Genomic DNA, 21,733 nt, shown 5'->3' on the forward strand with positions numbered 1-21,733 from the left:
CGGCGCCGCCGGCAGGACGGAACCGTTCGTCAGTCGTGGTCGTGCACGCGCTCGTGCACCGCGTCGATCTCGGCGACCGCCGGAGGCGGCACGAGCGACGCGGTGGTGGCGCTGGCCGGGACGCCGGTCGCCGCGCCGACGGCGGGCTTGCCCGGCGTGAACAGCCACGCCTCGAAGAACTCGTCGAGCTGCTTGCCCGAGCGCTGCTCGGCCAGCTCGATGAACTCCTCGATGGTCCCGGTCTGGTAGCGCTTCTCCGCGACCCAGGTGCGCGTGATGTCCAGCAGCGCCGCGTCGCCGACGACGTTGCGCAGCGCGTGCAGGGTCATCGCGCCGCGGTCGTAGACCGCGCCGTGGAACACGTTGGCAGCGCCCGGATCGCCGGGCTTGACCTGCCAGAACGGGTCGTCGGCCGGTGTCGACGAGTAGTAGTGGTCGAAGAGCTGCTGCGCGGTGCCGGTGCCCTGCGCCTCCGACCACAGCCACTCCGCGTAGGAGGCGAAGCCCTCGTTGAGCCAGATGTTGCGCCAGGTGTCGACCGAGATCGAGTCGCCGAACCACTGGTGGGCGATCTCGTGCACGACCACCGACATGTTCGCGCCGCGGCGGAAGAACAGGTGGCTGTAGGTCGGCCGGGTCTGGTTCTCCAGCGCGAAGCTCATGCCCTCGGAGGTGGCCACGCCGCCCTGCGCCTCGAACGGGTACTCGCCGAACAGCCCGGAGAGGAACTCCACGACCTCCGGCGTCCGCTCGATGCTGGCCTTGGCCGCGCCCTCGTACTCGCCGAGCTTGTCGGAGTAGGCGGTGACGAACGGCTGGCCGAACGCGCCGGGCTTGGTGCTGATCTCGTACTGCCCGACCGCCATGAACGCCAGGTATGTCGCGGTGGGCTTGGTGGTCCGCCACTGCCACGTGGTCTGGCCCGCCAGGCTCGACTTCCCGGTGTTGACGCCGTTGGCCAGCACCTCGGTGCCGTCGGGCACGGTGACGGCGATGTCGAAGGTCGCCTTGTCGCGCGGGTGGTCGTTGCCGGGGAACCACCACGACGAGATCTCCGGCTGCCCGATCGCGAGCGCGCCGTCGGCGGTGCGGATCCACGGCTTGATCCCGCCGGCCTCGACCGTCGACGGGACGCCGTCGTACTCGACGACGAACGTCGCCAGGCTGCCCTGCGGCAGAGTCCGCGGCGGGGTAACGGTCAGCTCCAGACCGTCGTGCTCGAACTGCGCACGCTGCCCGTTGACAAGCACCGACTTCACCTTCAAAGCGAAGTCCAGGTTGAACGCGGTCAGGTTCTGCGTCGGCTTGGCCACGATGGTGGTCGTGCCCTGCAGGTAGTCGTCCGCCGGCCGGTAGCGCACCTGGACGTCGTAGTGCGAGACGTCGTAGCCGCCGTTCCCGTAACCGGGGAAGTAGTCGTCGCCCACCCCTGGCGCGCCGGGACCGTCGCTGCCGGCCAGCGCCGGCGTGGCGAGGAACGCCGCGGCGCAGCAGGCAGCGGCCGCCACTCGCAGGCCCTGTCGTCGAAACACCTGCTACCTCCTTGGAATCCGGGCCACCAGGCGTGGCCCGCAAGGAGACTAAGGAAGGCGCGGTGTTCCCCGGAGCGAAACGGAGGAAGCGGTTTTTCCCATCTCACAAGGAAAAACGGGAATCCGGGAGGTGCGCGACCCGATCAGCCGTGCAGTGCGCCGCGCACCGCGGCGTGCAGGCGCTCGTGCACGCCGCGCAGCTCGGCGCGGTCGGCGCGGACCTCGACCACGCGCAGCCCGGGACGCCGGCGCAGCGCGACGCCGAACTCCGAGCGCTGCCGCACCACGGTGTGCTCGACGCCGTGGGCCGCGCAGAGGCTGCCGATGTCGGTGCCGTGCGGGGTGCCGAAGACCCGCTCGAAGGAGCCGCGGTGTTCGGGACTTCCCTGCTCCAGCAGGGAGAAGATGCCGCCGCCGTCGTCGTTGAGGACCACGATCGTCAGGTCCGGGCGCTGTTCCTGCGGGCCGAGCATGAGCCCGTTGCTGTCGTGCAGGAACGTCAGGTCGCCGAGCAGCGCGTAGGACGGGCCGCCGTGCGCCAGCGCGGAACCGATCGCCGCGGACACCGTGCCGTCGATCCCGGCCACGCCGCGGTTGCGGTGCACGACGACGTCCGGTCGGTGGTTCGCGGCGAGGGCGACGTCGCGCGTCGGGTTCGAGGAGCCCAGCACCAGCAGCGAACCCGCCGGAAGGGCGTCGACGACGTCGCGGGCGACGACCGGCCCGTTCGGCCACCGCTCCAGGTCCAGCGCCGCGTGCAGGGCCGCCGACGCCTTCTGGTCGGCCTGCTGCCAGCCGGTCAGCCAGTCGGGGTCGGCGGGTCCCGGCGAGGCGCCGAAGGTCTCGGCGACCTCCCGCACGTTGTGCGCGGGCGTCGGCCAGTGCGAGCCGCCGTGGGCCAGCAGGACCTCGACCTCGGAGTCGGCGAGCAGGCTCTGCACCTGGCGGAAGACCGTGTTGCGGCCCACGCACAGCACCTGCTCGGGGCGGTGGTCGCGCATGAAGCCGGGCAGCTTGAGCAGCCACATGCCGGTGCTGATCGCGGCCGCGCCGGAGAGCCCGACACCGCCGGTCTCCGACAGCACCGGCCAGCCGTACCGCTCGCCCCAGGCGCTCGCGCTATCGGCGCCGCCGTCGGCGACCAGGACCAGACCGCGGCGCGACCGCACCTTCGACAGCGTGCTCGGCGCGCTCTCGTTCCCGGAGACCTCGGTCCAGCGCTGCCCGTCGGCCCGCCCGTCCAGCGGCTCGCACCAGTCGCGGTCGCCGCTGGGCACCAGCGGCTCCCGGAACGGCAGGTTCAGGTGCACCGGGCCGCCCCAGGTGGTGCCGGCTGCCATCGACGCCGCCCGGCACACCTGGGTGCGCCAGTAGGCGTTCTGGCCGGGCCGGTTCTCGGCCACCGCGAGCTCGTCGAACAGCCGGACCTCGGTGCCGTAGAGCCGGTACTGGTCGATCGTCTGGTTCGCGCCAGCGGCCCGCAGCTCGGGCGGGCGGTCGGCGGTCAGCACGATCAGCGGGATCCCCGCGTGACACGCCTCGCTCACGGCCGGATGCAGGTTCGTCGCCGCGGTACCCGAGGTGCACACCACGACCACCGGGCGCCGCGTGCGGGTGGCGATGCCCAGCGCGAGGAACCCGGCGCTGCGCTCGTCGATGCGTACGTGCAGATCGAGCCTGCCCGCCTCGGCGGCGTCGTGCAGAGCGAAGGACAGGGGTGCGTTGCGGGACCCCGGGGCCAGCACCACCTGGCGCACCCCGTTGCGGACGAGCTCGTCGACGAGGACCTCGGCCTGGGCCGTGGACGGATTCAACCCATCACCCCTGAAAATCGCTTGCGGTCGGCGGTCAGACGTCACCCCGGCCGCCGGCCCGGCAGGCCCCGAGGCGGTGCGGGCGGGCCCGTGCCCCGGTGCTTGCTGGGCCTATTGTCCCAGGTGTGCAGAATCCGCGTGTCTCTGAGCTGTTCGATCCGGTCGTGTGGGAGCCCGTGGACGGCTTCGACTTCACCGACATCACCTACCACCGCTGCGTCGAGGACGGACCTGGGAAAGGCACCGTACGCATCGCCTTCGACCGCCCGGAAGTCCGCAACGCGTTCCGCCCGCACACCGTCGACGAGCTCTACCGCGCGCTGGACCACGCGCGGATGACCAGCGACGTCGGCTGCGTGCTGCTGACCGGCAACGGACCGTCGCCCAAGGACGGCGGCTGGGCGTTCTGCTCCGGCGGTGACCAGCGCATCCGCGGCCGTTCGGGCTACCAGTACGCCGACGGTGAGACTTCCGACACCGTCGATCCGGCGCGGGCGGGGCGGCTGCACATCCTCGAGGTGCAGCGGCTGATCCGGTTCATGCCCAAGATCGTCATCGCGGTGGTGCCGGGGTGGGCGGCCGGTGGCGGGCACAGCCTGCACGTGGTGTGCGATCTCACGCTGGCCAGCGCCGAGCACGCCCGGTTCAAGCAGACCGACGCCGACGTCGGCAGCTTCGACGGCGGGTTCGGGTCGGCGTACCTGGCCCGCCAGGTGGGGCAGAAGTTCGCGCGGGAGATCTTCTTCCTCGGCCGCCCCTACACCGCAGAACAGGCTTTCCGGATGGGCATGGTCAACGAGGCCGTGCCGCACGAGGAGCTGGAGGCGACCGCCCTGCAGTGGGCCCGCGAGATCAACGGCAAGTCGCCGACCGCCCAGCGGATGCTCAAGTACGCGTTCAACGCCATCGACGACGGCCTGGTCGGCCAGCAGCTCTTCGCGGGCGAGACGACCCGGCTGGCCTACATGACCGACGAAGCCGTGGAGGGCCGCGACGCCTTCCTGCAGAAGCGCGACCCCGACTGGTCGTCCTTCCCCTGGTACTACTGATCGGTGCTAATAGCGCCTGGTCGCACTGCGCGCCGACCAGCGGCCAGTGCGCGTGAATGCCCGCTCGTGGCCGTCGGAGGCATCGCCGTCGGCCACGAGAGGTGTCGCTCGGCACGCGTGGCGGTGCCCACACCGGGCCGTGGATGTCAGCGCGGCTGCGGTGGCAGCAGCTCCTTCGGATCGAACGACACCGGGAACGGGTACTCGATCTCGAACCGCGAACCCGCCCCGGCGACGGCGACCTCGACGTAGTGGTCGATGTCGAGCGCGAACAGCTTGACCTCCGAGCGGACCTGCGACCGGCGGACCTCGACCTCCATGAAGTAGGGGATCTTCGCCGCCGCGCACAGCGCGGGCTTGTCGATGCGGTCCTTGCGGCGGCTCGACGGCGAGACGAACTCGACGGGCATCAGCACCTGGTCGGTCGGGACCCAGACGTCGACATCGGGCTCGGGAAGCGACTTGACGATCGTCAGGGTCGGCTGGATCCACCGCTTCGGCGAGAAGGCGACGTTGACGGTCAGGCAGGCGAGGAAGCCGGCCTCTTCCGCAGGCGGGGCCAGGATCCGGTTCAGCTTCCCCGCCGCGTAGGAATTGGCCGACGACTCGTACGGACTCACGATCAGTCTTCCGTCCAGGCACTCGTACTTCACCGCGGGCATGCCCGGGATGGGCAGGTACTGCTCGGCGAGATCCGTGGTCCAGGTGCCTGCGAGGTCGACCAGCGGGTCGAACGGGGCCTGCGAAGGATCGTGGTAGGCCGGTGCCGCCAAGGTCATCACCTCAATCTCCTCTCCAAGCGTACTCAGCAACACCATCGCCGCAGGGGCTCGAATTCTTGAGCGAACTCACTCGAACGCGTGGTCGATGATTTCGCCTGGTGCGCGGCGTCGCCGAGAATGAGCGCCATGCCGAGCCCACGTGTCATCGAGCCGCTGGTCGTGCCCGCCGGAAGGCGTGCGCCGGAGGTGCTGCCCGCGCTGCGGAAGGCGCTCGACGGGGACGGTCCGGCGCTGCTGCCGGTGGCCGAGGGTTCCGAGCCGGTGCGGGCGCTGGGGCCCGGCGCCGCGCTCGGGCCGGGTGAGGACACCGCCGGCGACCCGACCGCGCTGGTCATCGCCACCTCCGGTTCGACCGGCGTGCCGAAGGGCGTGCTGCTGCCCGCTTCGGCGCTGCGCGCCTCCGCCGAGGCGACGCACCTCCGCCTCGGCGGTCCCGGGCACTGGCTGCTGCCGATGCCCGCGCACCACATCGCGGGCATACAGGTACTGGTCCGCGCTCTGCTGGCCGGGACGACGCCGGTGGCGGTCGACACCGCGGGCGGCTTCCGGCCCGACCGCTTCGCCGATGCCGCCGCGGAGACGCTGGCGAACGACGGCCCGCACTACACCTCCATGGTCCCGACGCAGCTCAGCCGCCTGGTCAACGACGGTGGGCAGGGGCTCGCCGCGCTGCGCCGGTTCGACGCCGTGCTGCTCGGCGGGGCGGCGACGCCTCCCGCGCTGCTGCGGCGGGCCCTCGACGCGGGGGTGCGCGTGGTGCCGACGTACGGCATGAGCGAGACGGCCGGCGGCTGCGTGTACGACGGTGTGCCGCTGGACGGCGTGCGCGTGCACATCGACGCAGGCGGCGTGGTGTCGCTGGCCGGGCCGACCCTGGCCAGGGGCTACCGGGGCGTGCCCGGGTCTCCGGCGTTCGCGGGCGGCTGGTTCCGCACCGGTGACCTCGGCCGCTGGGCGGGCGACCGGCTGGAGATCCTCGGCCGGGCCGACGACGTGATCATCACCGGCGGGGTCAACGTCGCACCGACGCCGATCGAGCGGATCCTCACCGAGCACGAGGGCGTCCGCGAGGTCTGCGTGCTCGGCGTGGAGGACCCCGAGTGGGGCCAGGCGGTGGTCGCGGCCGTGGTGCCCTCCGACCCGGCGTGCCCGCCGTCGGCGGAGGCGTTGCGCGCGGCGGTCCGCGAGCGCGCCCAGCCCGCGGCGGCGCCGAAGAACATCGTCTTCCTGCCGGAGCTGCCGTTGCGCGGCCCCGGCAAGCCGGACCGGACCGCCCTGCGGCAGCACTTCGCCGGCTAGAGCCGGATGGTTCGGCCTGTTCAGCGGCCCGCTCCGGCGAAATCCAACCACCGCACCGCACCCGCTTCCCGCCCCGCTCGGGGAGGCTCGGGCCGGCCGTCCGAAAGCGTGAGCGAAGATGGCTCACATGGCGACTGTCGCGCAGTGGATCGAAGGCGCTCGGATCCGCACCTTCCCGAATGCGATCGCACCCGTGCTCGTCGGCACCGGCGCCGCGGCGGGCATCGACGAGTTCGACCCGGCGATCGCGGTACTGGCACTGGCCGTGTCGATGCTGCTGATCATCGGCGTGAACTTCGCCAACGACTACTCCGACGGCATCCGCGGTACCGACGCCGACCGGATCGGGCCGTTCCGCCTGGTCGGTTCCGGCGCGGCCGAGCCGGGCGCGGTGCGCACCGCCGCGTGGGTGTGCTTCGGCCTGGCGGCCCTGGCCGGCATCGGGGTCGTGGTCCTCAGCGGCCAGTGGTGGATGCTCGCTCTCGGCGCGCTGTGCATCGCCGGGGCGTGGTTCTACACCGGCGGCAGGAAGCCCTACGGCTACGCCGGGCTCGGCGAGGTCGCCGTCTTCCTGTTCTTCGGGGTGATCGCGGTGCTCGGGACCCAGTTCGCCCAGGCGGCCGGCGTCACCGGCTTCGGCATCGGAGCCGCGGTCGCGATCGGCTCGTTCTCCAGCGCGGTGCTGGTCGCCAACAACCTGCGCGACATCCCGACCGACCGGACCACCGGCAAGCGCACGCTGGCGGTGCTGCTCGGCGACCGCGACACCCGCACGCTCTACGTGACCCTGGTGCTGGTGCCGTTCCTGATCACGGTGCTCATCGCGCTGCGCAACACGTGGGCGCTGCTGGGCTTCCTGGCGCTGCCGCTGCTGGTCACCTCGCTGCGCGCGGTGCTGACCGGGGCCAAGGGGCGCAAGCTGATCCCGGCGCTGCGCGACACCGGATTCGCGATGCTGCTGTGGGCGGTGGCCACCGGCATCGCGTTCGCCCTCGGCCAGGGCTGAGGGACAATGGGCGGCGCGCGGCGGCCTGCCGCGCCGCCCAGCGGCAGGAGATCACCCACATTGTCCGAACAGCCCGCGACCACCGACCGCGCGGACCTGCGGGCCGACTGCGCGAGCTGCTTCGGGCTCTGCTGCGTCGCGCTGCCCTTCGCGAAGTCGGCGGACTTCGCCGTGGACAAGGTGGCCGGGTCGCCCTGCTCGAACCTGCTCGCCGACTACCGCTGCGGCATCCACGCGAACCTGCGCGAGCGCGGCTTCCCGGGCTGCACCGTGTTCGACTGCTTCGGCGCAGGCCAGAAGGTCTCGCAAGTCACCTTCAGCGGACGTGGCTGGCGCGAGGACCAGAGCACCGCGCGGCGGATGTTCGGCGTGTTCCCCGTCATGCGCCAGCTGCAAGAGCTGCTCTGGTACCTGACCGACGCGCTCGCCCGCACCGAGACCCGCGAGATCCACGACGACCTGCGGCGTCGGCTCGACGAAGTCGAGCGCCTCACCCGCGGCAGCGCCGACGAGCTGGCGGAGGTCGACGTCGCCGGGGTGCGCGCGGAGGTCGACGAGCTCCTGCTGCGCACCAGTGAGCTGGTGCGTTCGAAGTTCCCGGGGCGCAGGAAGAACCGCCGCGGCGCCGACCTCATGGGTGCCAAGCTCAAGGGCGCGGACCTGCGCGGGTCGAAACTGCGCGGTGCTTACCTCATCGCGGCCGACCTGCGCGGCGCGGACCTGCGCGGCTCCGACCTGATCGGGGCCGACTTCCGCGACGCCGACCTGCGGGGCGCCGACCTCACCGGGAGCATCTTCCTCACCCAGGCGCAGGTCAACGCAGCCAAGGGCGACGCGGCCACCAGGATCCCGCCGGCGCTGAGCCGGCCCGCGCACTGGCAAGGTTCCTGACCCGGACAGCGAAGCGGCCCCGGAACACGCGTTCCGGGGCCGCTGTCATCGAAGGCCCGCTCAGGCTTCGACCTTGCGGCGACCGAGCCCGAAGACGAAGACCGACAGGAACGGTCCCGCACCGACCACCACGGCGGCGATCTGCGCGATCCGGTTCCTGGTCGCGAGCTCGTACATCGTGATCTGGGAACCGGTGCGCACGACGGCCCGGTCCCTGCAGACCAGCGTCGCCGAGCCGGAGAACCACGCAGTGGTCTCGCGTACCTCGTAGCGGCCTTCCGCACCGCGGGTGCTGATCTCCCGCGGCTCACCGCTCTCCGGCGTCACCTGGCAGCGCGCGACGCCGCCCCCGGACCTGGCCGAGGTGATCAGGATCGGCCTGCCGTCCCAGCGGTACTGCTCGACGACCTTGCTCGAGCCGGGCGTGGCGGAAGTCCCGTCGAGCTTCGTGCCGCCGAAGATCGCGATCGCCAGGAACACCGCCGCGGCGATGCCGGCGAGGATCCCCCAGGCCGCGGTCACACCGATCAGTGCCTTGCGGCTCATGACTGCTCACTCACCGTTTCCCTCACCGCAGGAACGAGTCCGGCGGCTCGTCGTCGTAGCCGTCGTCCGTGGCGGCGTGGGGGTCGGAGTTGATGACCGTCGCGACGTCGTGGCCCTCGTCGAGCAGTTCCTTGGCCTTCCGCATGTTGGCGATGCCGGCGGCGAACGCGGCCTGGACCGACTCGTCGTGCAGCGCCGTACCGTCGGCGACATCGTTCCAGGTCAGCTCGCCGGCGTCGATGCGTTCCTGCAGGGCGGCCAGCTCCGCGGGCGCCCTGCCCTCGCGGATGAGCCGCTCGATCTCGGAGATCTTGTCCTCGGTCAGCCTGACCTCGGGCAGTGCGGCGCTGAGCCGCTCGGCCTTCGCCATCGCCTCCTCGACCTGGCGCATGCGCTCCTCGACCATGTCGCGCGCCGCCCGGATCTCGGGGGTCAGCATGTCTTCGCTCACGTCTTCTCCCGCTCGGGTGCGCTAGAGGGTGCCCGCGGCCGCTGTCCGGTAGCCGGAGCCGTTCTGACCGGAGGAACCGGAGGAACCGGAGGAACCGGAGGAACCGCCGGAGATGGTGCTGCGCGTCTCGGTCGTGCTCGTCCTGACCTGCTTCGCGGAGTCGCGGACACCGGTTGCCCCGTCGCGGACCGCGGTGGCGTCGTCCTTGATGCCGATCGCGAGGTTGACCGCGTCGCCGAGGCTGTTGACCTCCTTGATCTTGGACAGGTTCGTCCCCGCGCTCCTGATGCTGTCGACCAGCGCCACGACCGCCTCGTACATCGCGGTCAGCGCTTCGTAGAGCTCGATCACGGTCATCACGATGCTGACGCAGCGCTCGACCTGCCGGACCGCGTTCGCCCAGCCCGCGACCGGGATCCAGCCGGTGGCCGCGGTCTCGATCAGCCGGTCGACCAGCTTCTTGATCAGCTCCAGCGCCTTGTCGGTCATCCGCCGCGACATGTCGGCGGCCTTCTGGAAGCCCTGGCCGATCAGCCGGGCCAGCAGCGCGTCGCCCTCCAGCGCCACCGTCCAGGTCCCGACGAGCATGCCCTCGAACGCGATGGCCCCGGCGCCGTCCCAGCTCTCGCGCAGCTCGCTGATGCCCGCGTTGAGGTTCGTGCGGATCGCCGAGAGCGCCTCGCCGACCTGGCCCCACGCCTCGGCGTTGACCTCGATCCTGGAGAAGTCACCGGTGATCGGCGCGATCAGCGACTCGATCAGGTTCTCGCCGGTGACCTTCTCGTACACCCAGTTGACCGCCTGCACCTGCCATCCGGCGTCCTCGACCGCGGCGTCGAGCGCATCGGCGTTGCTCTTGGTCGGATCGGCTTCCAGCAGCGCGATCGGGTCTTCCTCGTCCGCGAACGCCCCCATGTCGAAATCCCCTCAGACCTTCATCTTGTCGAGATCGGCCTCGATCGCACGCAGCATCTCGACCATCCGCTGTTCGCGCTGTTCGTACTCGGCGGATGTGTTCCCCAGCTCTTCCTTGACCTTCATGAGCGCCGAACGCGCGAAGTCGAGGGTTTCGCCGTAGAGGGCCGTGACGCCCTCGACGACCGGGACCAGCACCGTCATCAGGCCGGTGAAACCGCTGGTGTTCGACGCGGTGCTCTCCGCCCACGCATCGATTTCGGTGAAATGGTTCGCATTCCGTTCGAGGAGCCCTGCGAACCCCCTCAGCTCCTCCGGAACCGCCTTGAGACTCCCGGCCATCGCGCCTCCCGACCCGCTTTCCAAGCCAGGCGGTCCCGCCCTCCGGTACCGCCGGAGGTATGACAGCAGCACCGTGCGAACCGGTTCTCGGAAACCGGCAATAGTGTTCAAGCTGTGACATCCGAGGGAGGGCACTCGCCCGAAAAGCCCCTTTCCCGGGGCGAATCCGTCAGCGCGCCAGCGCACCCAGCACGTACTGCGCCACCGCCTGCGCGGTGTCGCACTGCTCCGCGTCGGCCTCGCCCGCGCCCACCACGACCTGCAACGTGGCCCCGGGCAGCGCCGCGAAGACCGTGCAGTCGTTGGCGTGCAGCGTCTGCTCGCCCTGCGCCGAACCCAGGTTCACCGGCGTGGTGCCGAGTTCGGCGTAGCCCTCGGGCTGCGCGGCGACGAGCACCGACTGGTCGCCGGTGCGCGCCTGGTAGGAGCAGCCCCGCGCGGGCGGGTCGAAGCCGACCTCGCGCGCGGTCCCCGGTTCGACGGGGAACGCCAGCCGGGCCAGCTCGTCCGGGCTCACCAGCCCGCACAGCTCGTTCGTCGGGATGGCGGTGAGCGGACGCCGCTGCTCCGGCGGCAGGTCGCGGGTGATCGACGGCGTCACCGACTCCGACGAGGTCTCATCGGACGTCGTCGCCGCGGGCGGCCGGCTCGGCGCACCGGGCTCCCCGCCGGGCGCGCAGCCCGCCACCGCCAGGCCCAGCACCGGGGCCAGGGCGAGCAACTTCGGCCCGCTGCCGGGCCTGCGCTGGACGAACCTCGGACACCGCATCGACGAACTACCCCACCTCGGCGGACGATCTGCTCGGGTCAGTCTGCCGGGAACTCCCCGGTGGTGTGGAAGCGGTCCAGGATCTTGTGCGCCTCGTCCAGCTCCAGGCCCTGCTCGGCCACCCAGCGGTCGTCGTAGTAGGTGTTGGCGTAGCGCTCGCCGCCGTCGCAGAGCAGGGTGACGATGCTGCCGCGCTCCCCGGCGCGCCGCATCTCCGCGACCAGGCCGAACACGCCCCACAGGTTCGTGCCGGTGGAGCCGCCGACGCGGTGGCCGAGCACCTGCTCGGCGAACCGGATAGTCGCGATGGACGCCGCGTCCGGCACCTTGATCATCCGGTCGATGGCCTGGCCGATGAACGACGGTTCCACCCGGGGCCTGCCGATGCCCTCGATCAGCGAGCCGCGCTGCCCGGTCCGGGTGGCGTCGCCGTCGCACCAGGCGTCGAAGAAGACCGAGTGCTCCGGGTCGACGACCGCGAGGCGGGTCCGGTGCCTGCGGTAGCGGATGTAGCGGCCGATCGTCGCGCTGGTGCCGCCGGTGCCCGCGCCGACCACGATCCAGGCCGGCTCCGGGTGGGTCTCCAGCGCCATCTGCTCGAAGATCGACTCGGCGATGTTGTTGTTGCCCCGCCAGTCGGTGGCCTGCTCGGCGTGGGTGAACTGGTCCATGAAGTGCCCGCCGAGCTCGGCGGCCAGCCTGCGGGACTCGTCGTAGATCGCCCCGGGAGTGTCGACGAAGTGGCAGCGGCCGCCTCGGCGCTCTATCAGCGCGACCTTCTCCCGGCTGGTCGACCGGGGCATCACCGCGATGAAGGGCAGGCCCAGCAGGGAGGCGAAGTAGGCCTCGGAGACCGCGGTCGAGCCCGATGACGCCTCGATGACCGGTGTGTTTTCGGTCACCCAGCCGTTGCAGATCGCATGCAGGAACAGCGACCGGGCGAGCCGGTGCTTGAGAGAACCCGTCGGGTGTGTTGACTCGTCCTTGAGGTAGAGATCAACACCCCACTCCGCGGGGAGCGGGTAGCGCAGCAGGTGGGTGTCGGCGCTGCGGTTGGCGTCGGCCTCGATGATCCGGATCGCCTCGCTGGTCCACCGCCCGCCGCGCGCCGAGGAGCGGTCCACGCTGCTGCCGATCACCGCGGTCATCGCACCGTCCTCGCCGAAATCCCTGCTCAGCAGGGTCACTGGTCGTCTTCGTCGCGCTCGCCGCGCAGCTGCGCGCGCAGCTCGTCGCGCTGGGCCCGGCGCCGCTCGGCGCGCTCGGCCATGCCGGTGGCGACCCGGCGCCGCAGCGACCCGAACACCAGCATCGAGATCGGCATCACCAGCACCACCGCGACGGCCATGGCCACCAGCAACGGCACCTGGAACACCAGCAGCAGCGCGGTCGCGGCGGCCAGCATCCCCAGCCTGGCCAGCGTGTAAAGCGCCACGTCGCGGGCCAGGGTGGAACCGGGCTGCTCGGTCACCTGCTCGTCCTCTTGCTGTTTCAGCACGTCAACCAGGGTAAAGCACGCCTTCGGGCGCCCTTCGGCGCAGGCCGTCGCCCGAAGCGCCGCTTTCGTCCCTTACCTTCCCTTTACCTGGACCCAAATGTTCGAGTACCTGCCCTCCCAAGTGCCAGGATGCGACCGGAATGCCCGAAAACCGTCCTCGCACCGTGGAGGTCACCAGTGACCGCGACGCCCCAGCAGACCCGCCAGAACGGACAGGAGCAGCTGCTCACCCCCGGTGAGGTCGCTTCGCTGTTCCGCGTCGATCCCAAGACCGTGACCCGGTGGGCGACCGCCGGCCGGATCGGTTCCATCCGCACGCCCGGTGGCCACCGCCGCTTCCGCGAGTCCGAGGTCCGCGCCCTGCTCGCCGAGCTGACCAACGACGTCAGCCGCAGCGCGTAGGTCCCGGACCGCCGACAGCGCCCAGGGAGACCCGGCGGAGCCAGGTGACGCCTCACCGCAGAGGAGGCGTCACCTGGCTCCGGTCGCGCCGGCGTCTTCGACCTCGATGCCCGGTTTTGGCTAGTCTCGTGGGTGACGAGTGGAGGTGGCGCCAAGATGATCTACGTGCTGGCGGCGATCGGTTTCGTCACGGTCGCGGTGCTGCTCTGGAAGGCGTTCGGTCCGGACACCACCACCCGCCCGACCAGCGGCGGCCGCCGTGCCCCGATCGCGCCGGACGACGACCCCGAGTTCCTGCGCAGGCTCGGCGAGCAGCAGCGCAAGCCGCGCAACCCCGGCGAGGAGAGCTGACCCGGCGGTCACGGGCCGCGCCCGTGACCCCGTGAACAGCCCGAAGGGCTCACGGGCCGCGGCTGCCTGTCGCGCGCCCGCGGCGCAGGCCGAGCCGCAGCCGACCGCGACCACCGCCGTTCCGGCGACCGAAGCCGAGGTCGGCTGTTGCGTGCCCAGCACGACGGCGACCGCGAACCCCGACACCGGCATCAGGCCGATCAGCACCCCGACGCGGTCCGCGCCGAGAACGGCGAGCCCGTGGTACCAGAGGCAGAACGCCACCGCCGTCACCACGACCGCCACGACCAGCAGCGCGGCCAGTTCCACCGCTCCCGGTGGGCGCAGCGGCTCGGTGGCGGCCCCGGCGGCCAGGCCGATACCGCCGGCGATGAGGCAGCACCACATCGACACCGCGAGTCCGCCGAGCCGGGCCACCACACCGACGGCCAGCAGCGTGAACGACGCCTCGCACAGCAGGCTCCCCACCGAGAGCGCCAGGCCCGCACCGCGCCACGCCCCACCACCGGAGAGCGCCGCGATGCCGGCCACCACCAGCGCGGCACCCGCCACGACGGGCGGCGACGGACGCCGCCGGGACAGCAGCGGGGCGGCCAGGCCGAGCAGGAGCGGGCTGGCGCCGACGACCGCGGCCACGAAACCCGGGTCGGCGTAGCGCTGGGCGTGGATCTGCAGCAGCGAGAACCCGAGCATCCCCGAGACGGCCAGCCCGGCGAGCGCGGGCAGGTCGCGCACCCGCGGCACCGGTAGCGACCGGCCCCGGACCCTCGCCCACCCCAGGAGCAGCACCCCGGCCAAGGCGTAGCGGAAGCCCTGGCCCGTCCACATCGGATAGTCGCGCAGCAGGCCGTTGACCGGCACCGCTGCACCCACCGCCGCCGCTGCCACCGCCGCGCCCGCGATCGCGGCGCGCTCATACCGAACCCCGGTGATGATCACGGAACCCATGGTCGGCCCGAATTGGACCAGTTATAAGCGCCACTTTCCCGTCACAACTTTGGTCCACTTCCGGCGCCGTGAACCGACCCGCTCGCCCACCGACGTGATGCGCGCCATCCCTCAACGGGCCTCCGGCATGCGACGACGGGGGCCGGGCTGCGCCCGCCGGACGTAAGCTCGGTGCCGATGGAACGCGAGTGGCAGACCCTGCGCGAGCTGCTGCTCCCCGCGGTCGCCGGCACGACCCGGGGCAAGCGCGGCAGGACGGTGGAGAACGAGCTGCGCGGTGCCATCCGCGACGGCAGGCTGCCGCCCGGCAGCCGCGTGCCGTCCAGCCGCGACCTCGCCGGTCAGCTCGGGCTTTCCCGCGGCACCGTCGCGGCCGCATACAACCAGCTGGTCGCCGAGGGCTACCTGATCGCCGAACGCGGCTCGGGAACGCGGGTCACCAGCCACATCGGCACGCCCGCCGACGGCGCCACCGCGCGAGCGCCACGAGCCCGCGTCGACCTGCACCCGGGGCTTCCGTCGCTGAGCTCGTTCCCCCGCGCCGAATGGCTCGCCGCGCACCGGGCTGCGCTGGCCGACCTGCCGAACGACGAGCTGGGCTACCCCGACCCGGCCGGCCTGCCCGCGCTGCGCACCGAGCTGTCGGCCTACCTCGGCCGGGTGCGGGCGGTCGCGGCCGAGCCCGCCTCGCTGCTGGTGACCAACGGCGCCGCCGAGGGCCTGGCGCTGGTCGCCGACGAGCTCCACCGCCGCGGCCACCGCTCGATCGCCGTCGAGGACCCGAGCCACCGCGGCCAGTCCGAACTGCTCGCCTCGCACGGGCTGAGCCCCGTCCCGGTGCCGGTCGACGAGCACGGCATCCGCGTCGACGACCTCGCCGCCACCGGCTGCCGGGCCGTCCTGGTGACCGCCGCGCACCAGTTCCCGCTCGGCGTCGTGCTGCACCCCGACCGCAGGCACCGGCTGCTGGAGTGGGCCGCCGAGCAGGACGGCCTGGTGGTCGAGGACGACTACGACGCCGAGCACCGCTACGACCGGCCCGCGCTCGGTGCGATGCAGGCGCTCGCGCCGACGCGGGTGATCTACCAGGGCAGCGTCAGCAAGGTGCTCGCCCCGGCGCTGCGGCTGGGCTGGCTGGTGCTGCCGCCGGCGCTGCTGCCGGAGCTGGTCGAGCGCAAGCGGCTCGACGACCTCGGCTGCGCCACGCTGCCGCAAGCCGCCTTCGCGCACCTGCTGCGCACCGGCGGCTACGACCGCCACCTGCGCCGCACCCGCGCGCTCTACCGGCGGCGGCGCGACATGCTGCTGTCCACGCTGTCCGACGTCGACGGCTGCGAGCCGGTCGGCGTGGCCGCCGGGTTGCACCTGGTGCTGCGGCTACCGCCGCGGGTCGACGACCGGCAGGTGCAGGAGTCGCTGGCGGACCAGGGCATCGCCGCACCGGCGCTGTCGGGCTACGCGCACGGTCCGGCGCCGTTCCCCGGACTGGTCCTGGGCTACGCGGCGCTGTCGGCGGACCAGATCCGCCAGACCAGCGCCGCGATCGCCGCCGTCGTCGGTCAGCTCTGCCGCTGACGCCCCAGCGCCTGCGGGAAGTCGTCGGCGACGACCGCCGCGAGCTCCAGCAGCGCCATCCGGGTCGGCGCGGCGAGCTGGTCCAGCTCGACCTCCGCGCCCTCCTCCAGGTGCGGGTCGAACGGGATCCGGGACACCGCACGGCAGCGCGAGCCGAAGTGCGCGATCAGCTTGTCGACGTCGACCTTGCCGGAACCGGGACGCACCGAGTTGATCACCGCCACGGAACGCTTCACCAGCGCGCCGTAGCCGTGCGCGTCGAGCCAGTCCAGGGTCGCCGAGGCGCTGCGGGCACCGTCTATGGAACCGGACGAGACGATCACCAGCGAGTCGGCGAGGTCGAGCACGCCCTTCATCGCCGAGTGCATCAGGCCGGTGCCGCAGTCGGTGAGCACGATGTTGTAGAAGTGCTCGAGCAGCGTGACCGTGCGCCGGTAGTCGTCCTCGCTGAACGCCTCCGAGACGGCCGGATCCTGTTCGCTGGCAAGGATTTCCAGCCTGCTCGGGCCCTGCGAGGTGTAGGAGCGGACGTCGCTGTACTTGCGGACGTGACCGGAGTCGCGCAGCAGGTGGCGGACGGTCGCGGTGGTCTCCAGCGGGATCTTCTGGCTCAGCGTGCCGCGGTCCGGGTTCGCGTCGACGGCGATGACCCGGTCGCCGCGCAGGGACGAGAAGGTCGAGCCGAGCGTGGCGGTGGTCGTGGTCTTGCCGACGCCGCCCTTGAGGCTCAGCATCGCGATCTTGTAGCAGCCCTGCAGCGGCTGGTTGATCCGCGAGATCAGCTCGCGCCTGCGCAGGTCCGAGGAGCTCTCGCCGAGGTTGAGCGAACGGCCGGTGGCGACGTAGACCGCCTTGCGCCAGCCGGACTGCGGCGGGCGCTTGCTCTGGCGCAGCAGCTGCGCGGACGAGAGGTCCTGCGCCGGGCCCTGCTGCTCGGGGTGCGGGCCCTGCGGCACCGGGTACGGCTGGCCGGGCTGCACCGGGTTGTGCGGGCCGTACTGCTGTCCGGGCGGGTACTGGCCGGACTGGTCGGGCTGCACCGGGTACGGACCGGACTGCTGACCGGACACGTTGTACGGCCCGGAACCCTGCACGGTGTACGGACCGGACTGCTGGCCCTGCACGGTGTACGGACCCGACTGCTGGCCCTGCACCGAGTGCGGACCCGACTGGCCGCCGACGGCGTACGGTCCGGACTGCTGGCCCTGCACGTTGTAGGGACCGCTTTGCTGGCCGGAAACGTTGTAGGGACCGGACTGCTGACCGGAAACGTTGTAAGGGCCGGACTGCTGACCCGAAACGTTGTACGGCCCCGAACCCTGCACGCTGTACGGACCGGACTGCTGCCCCTGCTGCACCGCGTGCGGCCCGGACTGCGCGTCGGCGCTGGGGAAGTTCGGCTGCTGCGGCCCGGAAACCGACGGATCGCCGTAGTACTGCGGCGCGTCGGGCTGCGGCGCGGGCTGGCCCGGCTGCGGCGCGCCGCCCGGGTAGTACGGCCTGGGCGCCCCGGCATCGGGTGCCGGAGGCGGCTGCTGCGCCGACGGATCGACCTGTCCCGGATCCGTGTACGACGGGGCGGGATGGCCGGTTGCCGATGCGGGCGCGTACGGCCCGCCGGAGTCGCCGTAGTCCGGCGTCGCGTGCTCGATCCCCGCACCGTCGGCCGGAACTGCCGCGCCCGTGTCACGCTGCGTTTCGGGCTCTTCGTACCGTCCGGTCACCGTTGCCGTCCCTCCAAGACTTGAGTCGACCCGTCCAGGACCGAATCCAGACCCTTCCGACCCCGCCTGGGACCGTAGTCCCAGGCACGCCCCCACGTCACCGGGGGTCGTCAGGCGGAATCCGCCGCTGACCGCCGTCCGGTACACCGGATCCCGCTGGTCACCAGCGCCCGGTGCCCGTCCCGGCCGTTCCGGCGGACGGCGGGCGGCCGCCGCCACCCGCCGTCGATCACGCGCTCACAGTCCAGCGTACGAGTGAAGTCCGGCGACAACGATGTTGATGAAGAACAAGTTGAAGATCATCACCGCCAGGCCGAAGATGTTGATCCACGCCGCGCGAACGCCGCGCCAGCCCGCCGTCGCGCGGGCGTGCAGGTATGCGGCGTAGACGACCCACGCGATGAAGGAGCAGGTCTCCTTCGGGTCCCAGCCCCAGAACCGGCCCCACGCGGCCTCCGCCCAGATCGCGCCGGCGATGATCGCGAAGGTCCACACCGGGAAGATGATCACGGTGGTGCGGTAGGCCATCCGGTCCAGCGCCTGGGTCGTGGGCAGCCGCGAACCGAACTTCCGCATCTTCAGCGGGTTGTTCTCGTAGCGCGAGCGCAGCATGAACAGCACGCTGGCCACCCCGGCGAACAGCAGCACGCCGCTGGAGACGATCGCGGCCGAGACGTGGATGATGATCCAGTAGGACTGCAGCGCGGGCTGCAGCGGCGCCGCCCTGGCGTAGAGCACGGTGCCCGACAGGAACAGCAGGATGATCATCGGCAGCAGCAGGAAGCCGCCGAGTCCGCGGAGCTGGGCGGGTGTGGCGTCGCGCCGCTCGGTGCGGAGCTGGCGCACCAGCACGACCAGCCAGGCGACTACCGCCGCGAGACAGATGGCCGAGCCGAACTCGTACATGTTGCCCCACGGCACGCGGCCGGTCGCGAAACCGCGCAGGCCGAGCGAGGCGGCGTGCACCAGCGCGCCGAGGACGGTCATCGCCACGGCCATGCCGCCGAGCCGCTCCGGCAGCGGGCGCCGCCGCGGCTGCTCGACGTGGCCGACCCCCGCGTCGCCGGTCGACTCGCCGCCGGCGCCGACCAGCGCCGACTCCCGCTTGCGGGCGGCCTTGGCGGGACGTCCGTAGGCGAACTCGCCGAAGTAGAGCAGCATCGCGAAGATGTAGACGACGACCGAAGTCGCGTACGCCATGTCGCTGTAGGTCGACAGCGCCTGGTTGACCGGCATCAGTGCTCCTTTTCGCGCACGGACTCAGCCCTCGTGCGGGATTCCGGTGAACGCTCGCCGTCCGTGGCGAGCAGGTCCGCGGCCAGCCTGGTGAACTCCTCGCCATAACCGGCCTGATCGGTGCGGGCGAGTCCGCCGACCTCGACAACGCTACGCCCGCCGTCGCCGTCTCCGCCCTGCGGGTGAACGCGCACCCAGATCCGGCGCCGCTTGATGCTCAGCGAGGCGCCGATGCCGAAGATGACCGCGATCGCGAACCCGAGCACCCACGGCTGGAAGGGGTCGTGCGAGATCTGGAGGTTGACCCAGCGCTGCACCCCGTCGAAGTGGACGGTGGTGCCGTCGTCGAGGCGGAGCTCCTCGCCGGGGCGCAGGTTCTGCCGGGCCACCCGGTTCAGGCGGCCCTGCTCGACCATCGACTGGTCGACCCCGAAGATCGACTGGCCCCGACCGGAGTCCAGGCCGAGGTCGCCGCGCATCACGTCGACGGCGGCCACCGGGTCGAGCTTGTCGGGGAAGCGCGAGGTGACCAGCGCGCCGTCGAAGGAGGCCGTCGGCGCGAACAGCCCGGTGACCGCGAGCTGGTTCTGCCGCCGCTGCGCCTCGTCGGTGACTCCCGGCGGGTCGAACTTGGTGGCGCCCTGCGAAAGCATCGTCGTGACGTCCACCGGTTGCCACTGCACCAGCCCGGTGCGCTTCTCACCGCCCGGGAAGGTCACCGTGAACTGCGGCGCGTATCCGTTGCCGGAGAGGTAGACGCGGTCGCCCGCGGTGCGCAGCGGGTGGTTCACCTCGAGCAGGTACGGCTTCCAGGTGCCGGTCTCCAGGTCCTCACCGGACTGGTACTCCAGGTTCGCCTTGTAGCTCTGGGCCTGGCCGGTGTGCAGGTATTCGACGCCGAAGTCGTTGACCCGGACGCAGAACGGCGAGAGCTTCGTGCCGTCGACGGTGAGCCCGGCGCGGAAGGAGTCGTAGTTGTAGGTGCCGGAGTTGCAGAACTCCGACCCGTCGGCCATCACGATGACCTGGCCCTCGTAGCCGTACAGCTTGCCGCCCGCGACGCCGACCAGCAGGCCGACCAGTGCGAAGTGGAAGACGAGGTTGCCCGCCTCCCGCAGGTATCCGCGCTCGGCGCTGATCGAGCGGGAGCCGTCTTCCTCCTCGCGCTCCTCGGTGCGCCAGCCGCGAAGCCGTTTCCTGGCCGCGGTCATCACCTCGTCCACCGATGCGTCCACAGTGGATTTGTCGTGGTGCGGCATGCGGGCGAGGTTGCGCGGCGTGCGCACCGGCCTGCCGCGCAGCTGCTTGTAGTACTCCAGGCAGCGCGGAAGCAGGCAGCCGATCAGCGAGATGAACAGCAGCACGTAGATCGAGGCGAACCACACCGAGCTGAAGACCTCGAACGCGCCGACCTCGTCCAGCCACGGCGCCAGCGTCGGGTACTCGGCGAAGTACTTGTCGACCTCGCGCTGGTTCAGCGACCGCTGCGGGATCAGCGCGCCCGGCAGCGCCGCCAGCGCCAGCAGGAACAGCAGCACCAGCGCGGTGCGCATCGAGGTGAGCCCGCGCCAGGTGTTGCGCAGGAACGCGAGCGCGGTCTTGACTGGACTAGGCATCAGAGGATGATCTCGAATCCGGAGATGGGTTCACGCAGCAGCGCGATCAGGTCGCTCCACAGGCCGGTGACCAGCATCAGGCCGACGATCACCAGCAGCGCGCCGCCGGCGAGCTGGATGGCCCGGCCGCGCCGCCGCAGCCAGCCCGTGCTGCGCACCGCCCAGCGGGCGCCGAGCGCGAGCACGACGAACGGGACGCCCAGGCCCAGGCAGTAGGCGGCGACCAGCAGGACACCGCGCATCGCGGCGGAGCCGCCCGCCTCGGTCCCGGAGGCCACCGAGATGACCCCGATCAGCGTCGGGCTCAGGCACGGCGTCCAGCCCAGTCCGAACACGGCGCCGAGCAGCGGAGCGCCCCAGACCCCGGCGTTGGGAGCGCGGTGGATGCGGACGTCGCGCTGGAGGCCGGGGACGAACCCGAGGAACACCAGCCCCATCGCGACCGTGACGACGCCGCCGACGCGCTGCAGGAGCAGCTCGTTGGCGAGCAGTGCGTCGGAGAGGCCGAGCAGCAGCAGCGTCCCGGCGGAGAACACCGCGGTGAAGCCCGCGACGAACAGCAGAGCCGCACCGGCGACGCGCCAGCGACCCCGGCGGCCCTCCCGCGCCTGGGCCTCGTCGACCGGTGGCACCTCGGCGCCCACGACGCCCGCGAGATAGGCGAGGTAGCCCGGCACCAGCGGCACGACGCAGGGCGAGGCGAAGCTGATCGCCCCGGCGAGCACGGCCACACCGGCCGCGAGCAGCAGCGGGCCGGACGCGGCGAGCTCAGTGGGGTCCACGGCTTCGAGGGTAGGGAAGTCAAGAGGGGACCCCGTCACCGGGCCGGGTGAGCCCGCGCACAGTCGTACCTGGTGAGGGCGTTGGCGCAGGTTCCGGCGGGGTCCGCCAGGGCCATAGGTCCTCCGAATTCGGGACATCGGCCACTCGGCGGCATCCGACCAGCGCAAACGCCCCGCAGACCGCCATGTCGATCCGGACAGGCCG

Annotated in this window: 21 protein-coding genes; 6 read left to right on the top strand and 15 right to left on the bottom strand. The window is 71.7% G+C overall.

Annotation, left to right across the window (positions count from 1 at the left end; translation table 11 throughout):
* Positions 1–29: 29 nt before the first annotated feature.
* Together SACE_RS33320 and menD are read right to left on the bottom strand one after the other, a co-directional pair.
* Positions 30–1,532: a M1 family metallopeptidase gene (locus SACE_RS33320; protein ID WP_011875195.1), complete on the bottom strand. Its 1,503-nt coding sequence runs from the start codon at positions 1,530–1,532 to the stop codon at positions 30–32.
* 143 nt (positions 1,533–1,675) lie between these two features.
* Positions 1,676–3,346, bottom strand: coding sequence for a 2-succinyl-5-enolpyruvyl-6-hydroxy-3-cyclohexene-1-carboxylic-acid synthase (menD, locus tag SACE_RS33325; RefSeq protein ID WP_009944029.1), 1,671 nt, complete (start codon positions 3,344–3,346; stop codon positions 1,676–1,678).
* Positions 3,347–3,471: 125 nt separating this feature from the next.
* Between menD and SACE_RS33330 the strand changes: the two genes are divergently transcribed.
* Positions 3,472–4,395, top strand: coding sequence for a 1,4-dihydroxy-2-naphthoyl-CoA synthase (locus SACE_RS33330; protein WP_009944027.1), 924 nt, complete (start codon positions 3,472–3,474; stop codon positions 4,393–4,395).
* Positions 4,396–4,541: 146 nt separating this feature from the next.
* Here the strand turns inward: SACE_RS33330 and SACE_RS33335 are convergent, their stop codons facing one another.
* Positions 4,542–5,174: a Uma2 family endonuclease gene (locus tag SACE_RS33335; RefSeq protein WP_009944026.1), complete on the bottom strand. Its 633-nt coding sequence runs from the start codon at positions 5,172–5,174 to the stop codon at positions 4,542–4,544.
* A gap of 129 nt (positions 5,175–5,303) precedes the next feature.
* Here SACE_RS33335 and menE point away from each other — a divergent pair, with 129 nt between their 5' ends.
* The 3 genes from menE (at position 5,304) to SACE_RS33350 (ending at position 8,373) form a co-directional block, all read left to right on the top strand.
* Positions 5,304–6,476 carry an o-succinylbenzoate--CoA ligase gene (menE, locus tag SACE_RS33340; RefSeq protein ID WP_009944024.1) on the top strand — a complete coding sequence of 391 codons (1,173 nt, stop codon included), beginning with the start codon at positions 5,304–5,306 and terminating at the stop codon, positions 6,474–6,476.
* 127 nt (positions 6,477–6,603) lie between these two features.
* The gene (locus SACE_RS33345; RefSeq protein WP_009944023.1) at positions 6,604–7,482 is read left to right on the top strand and encodes a 1,4-dihydroxy-2-naphthoate polyprenyltransferase; all 879 of its coding nucleotides are present in this window, start codon (positions 6,604–6,606) and stop codon (positions 7,480–7,482) included.
* A 60-nt stretch (positions 7,483–7,542) separates the two neighbouring features.
* Positions 7,543–8,373 (top strand): pentapeptide repeat-containing protein, encoded by an 831-nt coding sequence (locus SACE_RS33350; RefSeq protein ID WP_009944022.1) that lies wholly within the window; start codon positions 7,543–7,545, stop codon positions 8,371–8,373.
* A gap of 60 nt (positions 8,374–8,433) precedes the next feature.
* Here SACE_RS33350 and SACE_RS33355 read toward each other — a convergent pair whose 3' ends face one another.
* The 7 genes from SACE_RS33355 to SACE_RS33385 all read right to left on the bottom strand — a co-directional run bounded on the left by SACE_RS33355 (position 8,434) and on the right by SACE_RS33385 (position 12,894).
* Positions 8,434–8,919 carry a hypothetical protein gene (locus tag SACE_RS33355; protein WP_009944021.1) on the bottom strand — a complete coding sequence of 162 codons (486 nt, stop codon included), beginning with the start codon at positions 8,917–8,919 and terminating at the stop codon, positions 8,434–8,436.
* Positions 8,920–8,941: 22 nt separating this feature from the next.
* On the bottom strand, positions 8,942–9,370 hold the full coding sequence (locus tag SACE_RS33360) for a hypothetical protein (protein ID WP_021341655.1): 429 nt from the start codon (positions 9,368–9,370) through the stop codon (positions 8,942–8,944).
* A gap of 21 nt (positions 9,371–9,391) precedes the next feature.
* Complete coding sequence (locus SACE_RS33365; protein WP_009944018.1) at positions 9,392–10,285, bottom strand: hypothetical protein; 894 nt, start codon at positions 10,283–10,285, stop codon at positions 9,392–9,394.
* A 12-nt stretch (positions 10,286–10,297) separates the two neighbouring features.
* Positions 10,298–10,627: a hypothetical protein gene (locus SACE_RS33370; protein WP_009944015.1), complete on the bottom strand. Its 330-nt coding sequence runs from the start codon at positions 10,625–10,627 to the stop codon at positions 10,298–10,300.
* 169 nt (positions 10,628–10,796) lie between these two features.
* On the bottom strand, positions 10,797–11,396 hold the full coding sequence (locus SACE_RS33375; RefSeq protein WP_009944014.1) for a DUF3558 family protein: 600 nt from the start codon (positions 11,394–11,396) through the stop codon (positions 10,797–10,799).
* A 38-nt stretch (positions 11,397–11,434) separates the two neighbouring features.
* The gene (gene cds1, locus SACE_RS33380; protein ID WP_011875200.1) at positions 11,435–12,544 is read right to left on the bottom strand and encodes an L-cysteine desulfhydrase Cds1; all 1,110 of its coding nucleotides are present in this window, start codon (positions 12,542–12,544) and stop codon (positions 11,435–11,437) included.
* Between the two features lie 35 nt (positions 12,545–12,579).
* Positions 12,580–12,894, bottom strand: a complete 315-nt coding sequence (locus SACE_RS33385; RefSeq protein ID WP_009944011.1) for a DUF4229 domain-containing protein — start codon at positions 12,892–12,894, stop codon at positions 12,580–12,582.
* 177 nt (positions 12,895–13,071) lie between these two features.
* On the opposite strand from SACE_RS33385, the gene SACE_RS33390 reads away from it, so the two are divergent.
* A complete protein-coding gene (locus SACE_RS33390; protein ID WP_009944010.1) occupies positions 13,072–13,296 on the top strand; it encodes a BldC family transcriptional regulator in 225 nt (74 codons plus the stop codon).
* A gap of 120 nt (positions 13,297–13,416) precedes the next feature.
* Here SACE_RS33390 and SACE_RS33395 read toward each other — a convergent pair whose 3' ends face one another.
* Positions 13,417–14,586, bottom strand: coding sequence for a DMT family transporter (locus SACE_RS33395; protein ID WP_162131629.1), 1,170 nt, complete (start codon positions 14,584–14,586; stop codon positions 13,417–13,419).
* Between the two features lie 186 nt (positions 14,587–14,772).
* On the opposite strand from SACE_RS33395, the gene pdxR reads away from it, so the two are divergent.
* The gene (gene pdxR, locus SACE_RS33400; protein WP_009944007.1) at positions 14,773–16,170 is read left to right on the top strand and encodes a MocR-like pyridoxine biosynthesis transcription factor PdxR; all 1,398 of its coding nucleotides are present in this window, start codon (positions 14,773–14,775) and stop codon (positions 16,168–16,170) included.
* Here pdxR and SACE_RS33405 read toward each other — a convergent pair.
* The 4 genes from SACE_RS33405 to SACE_RS33420 form a co-directional block, all read right to left on the bottom strand.
* Positions 16,155–17,381, bottom strand: a complete 1,227-nt coding sequence (locus SACE_RS33405) for a MinD/ParA family ATP-binding protein (RefSeq protein WP_009944006.1) — start codon at positions 17,379–17,381, stop codon at positions 16,155–16,157. The two genes, pdxR and SACE_RS33405, sit on opposite strands and share 16 nt — an antisense overlap.
* 750 nt (positions 17,382–18,131) lie before the next feature.
* The gene (ccsB, locus tag SACE_RS33410) at positions 18,132–19,130 is read right to left on the bottom strand and encodes a c-type cytochrome biogenesis protein CcsB (RefSeq protein WP_009944005.1); all 999 of its coding nucleotides are present in this window, start codon (positions 19,128–19,130) and stop codon (positions 18,132–18,134) included.
* Positions 19,130–20,746, bottom strand: coding sequence for a cytochrome c biogenesis protein ResB (gene resB / locus SACE_RS33415; RefSeq protein ID WP_009944004.1), 1,617 nt, complete (start codon positions 20,744–20,746; stop codon positions 19,130–19,132). Before resB ends, ccsB begins: the two co-directional genes overlap by 1 nt.
* Positions 20,746–21,528 (bottom strand): cytochrome c biogenesis CcdA family protein, encoded by a 783-nt coding sequence (locus tag SACE_RS33420; protein ID WP_009944003.1) that lies wholly within the window; start codon positions 21,526–21,528, stop codon positions 20,746–20,748. Before SACE_RS33420 ends, resB begins: the two co-directional genes overlap by 1 nt.
* Between the last annotated feature and the right edge of the window lie 205 nt (positions 21,529–21,733).

It is taken from the genome of Saccharopolyspora erythraea NRRL 2338 (genome assembly GCF_000062885.1).
In the GTDB taxonomy this organism is placed as follows: Bacteria; Actinomycetota; Actinomycetes; order Mycobacteriales; family Pseudonocardiaceae; genus Saccharopolyspora_D; species Saccharopolyspora_D erythraea.

What these genes read in the sequence shown, in the direction of transcription:
- SACE_RS33335 (WP_009944026.1), bottom strand. Translation starts at nt 5,174, where the DNA reads ATGACCTTGGCGGCACCGGCCTACCACGATCCTTCGCAGGCCCCGTTC.
- menE (WP_009944024.1), top strand. Translation starts at nt 5,304, where the DNA reads ATGCCGAGCCCACGTGTCATCGAGCCGCTGGTCGTGCCCGCCGGAAGG.
- SACE_RS33345 (WP_009944023.1), top strand. Translation starts at nt 6,604, where the DNA reads ATGGCGACTGTCGCGCAGTGGATCGAAGGCGCTCGGATCCGCACCTTC.
- SACE_RS33355 (WP_009944021.1), bottom strand. Translation starts at nt 8,919, where the DNA reads ATGAGCCGCAAGGCACTGATCGGTGTGACCGCGGCCTGGGGGATCCTC.
- SACE_RS33365 (WP_009944018.1), bottom strand. Translation starts at nt 10,285, where the DNA reads ATGGGGGCGTTCGCGGACGAGGAAGACCCGATCGCGCTGCTGGAAGCC.
- SACE_RS33370 (WP_009944015.1), bottom strand. Translation starts at nt 10,627, where the DNA reads ATGGCCGGGAGTCTCAAGGCGGTTCCGGAGGAGCTGAGGGGGTTCGCA.
- SACE_RS33375 (WP_009944014.1), bottom strand. Translation starts at nt 11,396, where the DNA reads ATGCGGTGTCCGAGGTTCGTCCAGCGCAGGCCCGGCAGCGGGCCGAAG.
- cds1 (WP_011875200.1), bottom strand. Translation starts at nt 12,544, where the DNA reads ATGACCGCGGTGATCGGCAGCAGCGTGGACCGCTCCTCGGCGCGCGGC.
- pdxR (WP_009944007.1), top strand. Translation starts at nt 14,773, where the DNA reads ATGGAACGCGAGTGGCAGACCCTGCGCGAGCTGCTGCTCCCCGCGGTC.
- ccsB (WP_009944005.1), bottom strand. Translation starts at nt 19,130, where the DNA reads ATGCCGGTCAACCAGGCGCTGTCGACCTACAGCGACATGGCGTACGCG.
- resB (WP_009944004.1), bottom strand. Translation starts at nt 20,746, where the DNA reads ATGCCTAGTCCAGTCAAGACCGCGCTCGCGTTCCTGCGCAACACCTGG.